This window comes from Caldimonas taiwanensis NBRC 104434, assembly GCF_001592165.1.
GTDB lineage: Bacteria > Pseudomonadota > Gammaproteobacteria > Burkholderiales > Burkholderiaceae_C > Caldimonas > Caldimonas manganoxidans.
In genome coordinates this window covers 1-8,566 of the sequence record NZ_BCWK01000036.1, presented here as the reverse complement: position 1 = coordinate 8,566, position 8,566 = coordinate 1, and the positions used below count along the sequence as shown (strand labels likewise).

Below are 8,566 nucleotides of genomic sequence, written 5' to 3'. Positions count from 1 at the left end.
GATTTCCTTGAGATCGACGACCGCCTCGACACGATGCGCCTGTGCCTCAATGCCGGTGGTCCTGGTTTGAGCCACGGTGCCGAAATCGAAGCCGCCGTTTTGCGAGCTGAGCGCACCTGTGCCAGGGCCATCTGAGCGCGCGGTTTCGAGTTTGAGATAGGTACCCGGCTTGTAGCGCAAGGTGAGATCGCCGCCCAGCAGTTTCTGCTCGGTGCCGGCGCCGTCTTGCCTATAACCGGTCACCCCGATCTTCACATGCTCGTTGAGCCACTGGCTGGCACGGCCACCCAAGGTGAGATTACTCATCGCCGTCACCCCAGGCGTGTATTCATAACTTGCGACCAGATAGACTGGGTGACCGGTCAGCGAACCCGATTGCACCAGGGTGTCCGCGTCGGCCGTCGCGGCCAGCGGCGTGCGCAGCACCACCCGTCCCTGGATGCTGTTGATTTCGTAATCCTGCCCGGCGACCAGGGGGGTTGATTTGAGCACGATGCCCGAATCCTTGTCGCGGATTTCGACGCGCAGCCGCTCGGAGCCGACAAGGATGTCCTGATGCCTTAGATAATAGAGCGAGCCGCCGGTGCCGCGGAATTCTTCCACCGCAGCGAGTGTGCCAGGCTCGGCGGCGAACAGTTCGACTTCGGTGCGCTTCTCGCCGAACTGTGTCGTATCGGGGCTCATGTAACGCGCCTGCGCGCCATACAAACCACGGTTGTAATTGACCAGGTCGGTGCCGGTGAGCTTGGTCTGGAAGCTGCCCCAAAGCACGTGCGCATCGCCGCGCTGCAATCTCACATAGAATTTGCCTTGGGTCGGCGCGTCCTCGACCAGGGTCGAGTCGTCGCCGTAGACGGGATAGTAGGCGTTGGGGTCGAGGCGGCGCAGCAGGTAGCGCGGGTCTTTGCTGTTGAAATTGGTGAACAGGTGCTTGATTGGTTGCTCGCGTGTATCTGCGCTGGCGGTAAGCAGTGTTTCGCCCTTGATCTTGCCTTTGAGATAGAACGCTAGACGGCCATCGATGTATACCTTCTCGTCGTAGCGCTTGCTGTCATCGCCGGTGACGAGCTTGATCGGCCCTTTGACGTTGTTTCTGCCGAGCGTGAGGTCTGCCAGCGCGATGTAGAACCAGTCGTCGTGCGGGATGACGAGATGACGCCTGAACTCGGCACGCTGGCCGCTCGGCGCTTCGATGGCGATATCGACTGAATGATTGCCCGCGGGCAGAATCTGCCGCACCGCGAACTTGCCATGTGCATCCACCGGCACGCTGCGCCCGAACACGTAGACCATGCTGCCCGGCGCGAGTTTTTCGCCATTGACGGTGACCGCGCCGCCGGACACCGGGATGTTTTTCAGGCTGCGGTGGTTCTCGCCGTAGCCGATCCGGTCTTCGCGCGCGGTCGTGTCCTCGTCGCCGAGCGGACGACGGACATCCAGCAGGCGCAGGATCTTGGGCGCGGTCTCGTCGAAGCGGCCCGCTGCGTCATAGACACGTAGCAGGTATTGCACCGCATCACGGTCTTTCGGCGCTAGCCATTCGGCTGGGGTATCGAGGTGCGGGTCGAGCGGGATGATCGCCAATGGCGTTTTCTGCGTCGATTCGCCAGCGGCAAACACGCGCACTTCGGCCTTCTTGATGAAGGCAGCGTAGTTGCTGTACGGCATGAAACGCACGGTTTCGCCGCGCGCCGCACCATCGGGGCTGACAGTGAGATTGAGCACCGGCGTGGTTTCCAGCCCATCGAAACGCACCTGGATATCGGCCTTCTCCAGCGCGATGTCGGTGCAGCGGGTGGTGTCAGCGGTATTGGGCGTGTCGCCCAGCGTCAGCGGCTCGCCGTCGATGGAAATGCGCAGCGGCAGGCCAGAGTCGGAGCCATCCTGATCCTTGCACGGCCTGGGCACAGCTTTAGCCGGAGCGACAACCGGCTCGGTTTCGGTCTTCACGCCAAGCACTTGGTCGTACCAGATTTCGATCTCGACCCGCCGGTTGGGCGCGAGACAAGCCTTGTACGCAGCCATGTCGGCCGCGTTGCCGGAATACGCTTGCTTGGGGTCGCAGTGCACGATCGGTTGCGTATCGCCCATGCCCAGCGTTTCCATGGGGACCGACGCCATGCCCGGCAGGGTCTTCAGATAGGCCGCCGCCTGCTCGGCACGCGCGACGGACAACCCGCGATTGTCGCGATAGCGCGCGCGGGTATCCGGTGTCATGCGCTGCACGTCGGCGTGGCCGGTGATGCGCAGACGCAAGCCCGGCTTGCCGGCCAGCCGTTGCGCCAGCGCACGCAAAGCGACACGCTCGGGCTCGCTCAGCAGGTCGCTGCCGGAAGGGAACTGAGGCAGCGTGACGGGTGGGCCATCGGGCCGATTCGCCATCACTGGCACTTGGCGCGTGACAGGCGGGAGAACCGGTGCGCTCACGACCACCTTCTCGTCTGGCCGCCGGTATTCCACGTTGGGCGGCGTCTTACCGATGGTCCGGGTAAAGACGAGGCTGTCAGGCCAGGTCTTGCCGGGATGCTCGGGTGGAGTGCAGCTTGATTTGTCCTGGCATGCATCACGTGCGCCAGCGGATGCGGGCGCAGCGCACAAGGCAGCAATCATGCTGGCCAGTACGGTTTGTTTCACGGGCAGTGTATTCATGATCATTTAGCCTCCCTGCTGGCCTTGGCAGCAGGCAAGAAGAACTCTTCCTCGATCACCAGCGCATGGCAGCACGTTCCCTGTTTCCATGCCGCCTTGAGTTGCCGAGTGATGGAGCGCAGACGTTCGCGGGCCAGCGTCTCGCCGTCGCCTCCAACCTTGTAAGCCAGCCGCAGCACCGTCGGTCGCGCAGACAGCTTGTCCGGCAGCATGGCCAGCTGCTTCGCCCAGTCAGGCTTGAGCGTGGTACTGCCGGGCTCGAACGCGGCGTCGCTCATGTCCACCCGCACGACCTTGTGGATGGTTGCGCCGAAGTTGAGCTTGGTGAGCTTGCCGCGCGTGAGCCGCACGTCGCGCGGGTTTTCCGTGGTGAGGCGGTAGCCGGTTGGCAGCGTGCGCTCGTCGAGCTTCATGACGAAGTTGCTGCCACGGTCGGCATCGGGAATCGCCGCGCAGGCGACATGGAAGCGGCCTTCGGCATCGGTCGTCACCAACCAGCCGCGCGCGGTCGCGAGCCGCACGTTGGGAATGCCGGGCTCGCCTTCGTCCTGGTAGCCGTTGGCGTTCCTGTCGTCGAACACCTTGCCGATGATGTCGGTGCAATCGAAGGTGGGGTCCGGGGTCACCCGAACCGTTGCGGTGGCGACATTCGACACAGCGTTCGGATTGGGCGGCGCCACCAGGTTGTTGGTGGCGTGCGCGCTGTTGACGTATTCGCCCGGCTGCACGCCTGCGCCGACAATCAGCAGGAGTTTGATCGTACGGGTGGCGTTGGGGGCGAAGGTGAGATTAGGCCAGGTCAGCACGCGGCCATTCACCGTAGGCTCCACCGCCACGCCGTCGATCGTCGCGCTGCCGGGCTTGTACTTGAAGCCCGGCGGCACGGTATCGTGCAAGTCGATGTTCGACAGTATCGCCGCCAGCGTGTTGCGCGCGGTGATGGTATAAGGCACCAGCTGGCCGACGCTTACGTTCACCAGCGGCGTCGTCTTGGTCAGCGCGATCGCGCCGCCCAGCACCGGGTCGAGCGGGATGTGGTTGTTGACCACATTGCTCGAGCTAGTGGCCGGGTTTCCCGTGAGAGTCAGCGCGAGACTGGTGTAGTACAGCGTGGAGGCTACGCCGACTGGCGGACCAGATTGTGGTTGGATCGGGTCGGTCCCGCCCGTGGTCGGCGTGTAGGGACCCGGGGCCGGCGGAATGAGGGTCGAGTCTGGCGGCAGGTAGCCGGCTGGCTGCACCACCACCAGGGTATAGGTGCCGCTGCCCGGACAACCAGCCGGTGCCGGATTGACCAGAAGGAACTGGTACTGCCCACTGGGGCCGGTGGTCTGGGCGTTGACGCCGCCGACCAGGCAGTGACTGGGCACTGGCACGCCGCCATGGAGCAGGGTGACCGTGGCGCCGGCAAGCGGGTTGCGCGTCACCGCGTCGTACACCACGCCCGAGGGGTCGAGGGGCAGGTTCTGGTTGATCGTGGTGGTGCCTGGGTCCAGTTGCAGCTGGGTGATGATGCCATTATCGATGACACCGTTGCGCGAGGGCGTGGGGTCGTCGGACTGCGGCACCCCGTAGATCGCGCCGCTGACCGGCTCGCGGAAGCGCAGGCTGTAGTAAGTGGCCGGATTGCCTGGGGTGGAAGGGAAGAGGCCGCCGATGGTGTAGTTGCCGGTGGCGTCGGTAATCGCACTGCCCACCACCGTGCCAGCGCTGTTCAGCACTTCGACGATGAAGCCCTGCACACGCGAGGGGGCTGGCGGGCCATCATCGTCGATACGGTTGTGGTTGGCGTCGAGATACACCTTGCCGCTGATGGCTGACAGCGCACCTGCGGCGAAACTCACCGGCGTGGGGTCGTTCTCGCCGCCCTCACCCGCATCACCGTTGCCGTTGGCGTCTGGCACGCTGCCGTAGTCCGACAGGTCAGTGGCAATGATGGTGCCGCCGGGGGTCGAATGGGTGGTTGCCGTGGCCTGATTGTTCTGCGGCGGGACAGGCAGCGGATTACTCCCGAAATCGACCTCGACCGTGAAGGTGATCGTGCACCTTTCGCCGGGTTGCAGGTTCTGGTTGCCCGCCAGCAGGGCAAGGTTACTGGTGCCGTTGAATCCGGCATTCGCCACGAGCGCGGTACCGGTGCAGGCGGAAACCGCCGGCGGGGTCACGACGACAACACTCTGCGCGGACGGGAAGGCGGCGTTGAGATCGTCGCTCACCTGCACGTTGGTCGCAGTCACCGTGCTGCTCACGTTTTGGACGACGAGCGTGTAGGGAATGCGGTAGCGTTTGGCACCAGTCTGCACGATGCCGGAAACCGACTTTGCCACACCGATCGCCTGGGCAGACAGGTTTACCACCGTGGGGGATGTGTCGTCGGTGGGGTCGCCGTTCCCGTTGGGGTCGGTATTCGCGCCGTCGACACTGTCATCGCTGACCGCGCCGCCGCCGGGCGGCGAACCCGCCGCCGCTGCGCTGTTGTTGAACGGCCCCGGCGTGGTCGGGAAGAAGCGCACGGTAAAGTCGATTTGCGCGCTAGATGCCGAAGCGCCGGACTGCGGCAGACTGCTGCTGCCCGCCATCAGCAGGCTGGTGTTGACCCCGCTGCCGGTAAACGCTGCGTTGGCAACGAGCGCCGCGCCGTTGATCTGCGCGCTGATAACCGGCGCGCTGGAGATGGTGTACTGGCCCGGCCCCGGCACGGGACTTGTCGTGTAGGTGCCGAAGCTCGAGAGGTCGTCCGTCACCTGAACGTTGGCAAGCGGGGTTTGTCCTGCATTGCGAACCCGCAGCGTAAACGGCACGCTGTAAGTGCCGTCACCATGGTTGATCACGCCGCCGGCCTGCTTGGCGATACCGATCCTGGGCACCGGTACTGGCGTCGGATCGTTCTCGCCCGCTTCCGAGGCGTTGCCGTTGCCGTTGGGGTCCGGATTCGAGCCGTCATCCGACAGGTCAGAGACGGGGCTGCCGGTGTAGTCGCCCGTGCCGCTGGCCTGCGCCTGGTTGGCGTAGGTTGATGATGGACTCGGCTTGAAACGGAAGCTGAAATCGAGGGTGCAGGATGCGCCGGGCGGCAGCGCGGAGATCGTCGCGAGCGTGGTGTTGCCTGCCGCGCCGGTGTAGGCGGCTACCGGGCTGCCGCCTGAACAGGCGCCAACGAATGCAGGCGCGCTTTGCACCGTGTATTGCCCGGCGGCGAGGCTGGCTGCGGCGCCACCAGCCACGTAGGTGCCGAAACGGGGCGCGGCGCCCTCCAGCGTATCTTGCATCACCGTGGACACCGGTTCGTTGCCCACGTTGCTCACCACCAACCGGATCGGCACCAGCAGGCTGCCATCCGGCTGGGCCGCCACGCCGCCGTTGACCGCCTTGGCGATGCCGATGGCTGCCCCAAAGACGGGATTCACCGGCGTGGGGTCGTTCTCGCCCGCTTCGTTGGCGCGGCCATCGCCATTGGCGTCGGGATTCGCGCCGTTATCGGATAGATCCTGCAACTGCGGATTGGTCGCCGAAGTCTGGCCGGACAGGGCGCCGACGCCGGTGACCTCCGCCTGGTTGCAGTAGCGGCCGCCGCACGCGGATACCGGCGGCAGCGGCGCGGCCGGACGGACGCGCAGCGTGAAGTCGATTTGGCAGCTTGCGCCCGCGGCAAGGCTGAAACCTGAGGCGACGGTCGTCGCTGTAGCGCCGTCATAGCCGGCGGTGAGGCCGCCGCAGGTGCCGGAGGGGGCGGCGAGGATCGTATATTGCCCGTCGGCAAGAACGGCCGCCATACCCCCCGCCACGTAAGCGCCGAAAGCGGGCGCGGCCCCTGCCAGGGTGTCGGTCACCATGATGCTGTTCAGGGCTTCGAGGCTGAAGTTCCGCACGACCAGCCGGAAAGGCGCGTCGAACGTGCCGTCGGCGTTGACGGAAACCGTCCCATTGATCGCCTTGGCGATGCCGATGCGCGCCTGCGGCACTTCGGCGAAGGTGTAGCCGGTGGCAGCAGTATTGGCAGGCAGATTGATCGCCGAAATCTGGTCATTGACCGCGGTTGATCCGCCCGCGCTGCCAGCGGTATCGGTGCCGTCCACAAGGTGTGCCTCGCTCACGGCGCCTTCGGTGATCGTGTAGGTGCCCTGTGGGAGGAAGCCGAACAGGTAATTGCCGCTGGCATCGGTGGTAACGGTGCGGGTAATCGACGCACCGTCGAAACTGGTGCCAGAAAGTGTCATGGTGATGCCGGAGATGCCGGTGTCAGCCCCGGGGGTGAACGAGCCGTCGTTATTGAAGTCGCGAAACACCCGGCCGGCAAGCGATGAGGAATTCACTGTGACGCTGCCGCTATTGCTGTTGTTGGTTGGCACCGTGTCTAACGAGGACGTGACGACGCTGGCGGTGTTCGTGAAGGTCTGCGGCAGGGCGCTGACGCTGACGACCTGCACCGGCACCACGATATTGACTTCGCCGCCCGAAGAGACAGTGCCCAGATTGCAGGTAAAGCTGGTGGCGCCCGCGATGCCTGTGCAGGTGGCAGAAGTGGTCGAGCCCGCGATCACGCTCACCGTAGGCGTGCCGGTGAGCTCCATGCCCGTCGGCAGGGTGTCGGAGACGACGACGTTGTCGGCTTCGGCGAGTCCTGGCCCGGTGTTGTTGCGCACCCTGACGACGAAGCTGAAGTCCTCGCGCAAATTGACCGGGTTTACCGAGGGCGTCTTGCTTACCACCTGCACGTCCGCCTTGGTGCGCACGGTGGTGTTTTCGCTGATGGTATTGTTCGCCGTGTTGCTATCGAATCCCAGCGTGGATTCATCGGACGACACACTGGCGGTGTTGGTGTAGACACCCTTGGCGACGCCCTGCAGCGTGACCGTCATGCTCCTCGACACGCCGGCAGCCAGAGTAGGCAGTGAACACACGAGCGTGCCACCAAGGCTGTTGACAGCGGGTACCGTGCCGCAGCTGCCCCCCGCCGGCGCGGTATGCGCCTGGTAAGACAGTCCCGCAGGCGGGAGTGTGTCAGTGATGACGACGTTTTCCGCCGCCGATGGCCCCAGGTTGTTCACTGTGATCGTGTAGACCGTGTTATCGCCCACGGCGACCGGATCGATGCTTTCGGTCTTATTGATGAGTAGATCGAGCGTGGGGTTGTTCACCGGCGTCGCTACGCTGGCGCTGTTGTTGGTGGCGTCGGTCTCGTCAGTGGTGGTCGAGACGCTCACGCTATTGGTGAGTGTCGAGCCGCGCGTCGCCGTATTGGGCCGAACGACCACCGGCACGGTCTGCTGCGCGCCGTTGTTGATCGTGCCGAGGTTACAAACGAGCTGATCGTTGCCGGGCCCTGTCGTGCTGAGCGGTGCGGGGGCGGTCGCGCAGCTTCCGCTCGAAGGGGTGGCCGAGATGAAGGTGACGTTATGCGGCAGGGTGTCGGTGATCGTGACGTTTTGCGCCTGCGACAGGCCATTGGGTAGATTCCTGGCCGTCACCACATAGGTGAGGTTCTGCCCCGCCGCCACGGGCGACGGCGTGGCCGTTTTCGTCACGGTCACGTCGGCGCGCGGCGTCACGGTGCTGGTCACGCTGCCGGTATTGTTGGCGAGATTGGGATCCGCCACGCTAGTAGAGGTCGCTGTAGCGGTATTGGTGCGCGCGCCGCCGTTGCCGCCGGGACGCACCTGCACCACGATCAGCGGGCAGTTGCTACCGGCCGTACACACCGGAAGCGTGGCGAGGGTACAGGTGAGTTGCCGTCCAGTTGCGCCACTGGTTGCTGTCGCGCAGCTTACACCGCTCGCCGCATTGGCGGTGATGGTGTGGCCGACGTAGCCATTGGCCGGGCCCGTGGCGTTATTGATCAGACTGGAGAAGGTGTCGGTTAGGGTGATGTTGGCGGACGCCTGCGGCCCGTCGTTGACGACTTCCAGCGTGTAGGTTA

At 64.7% G+C, this 8,566-nt stretch carries 2 protein-coding genes; both read right to left on the bottom strand.

Features of this window, described 5'->3' with window-relative positions; translation table 11 throughout:
• The coding region (locus tag CTA01S_RS15510; RefSeq protein ID WP_198150899.1) for an OmpA family protein at positions 1–2,649 on the bottom strand (2,649 nt) is incomplete at its 3' end.
• A gap of 2 nt (positions 2,650–2,651) precedes the next feature.
• The gene (locus CTA01S_RS15505) at positions 2,652–8,555 is read right to left on the bottom strand and encodes an SdrD B-like domain-containing protein (protein ID WP_259370081.1); all 5,904 of its coding nucleotides are present in this window, start codon (positions 8,553–8,555) and stop codon (positions 2,652–2,654) included.
• Positions 8,556–8,566 lie beyond the last annotated feature (11 nt).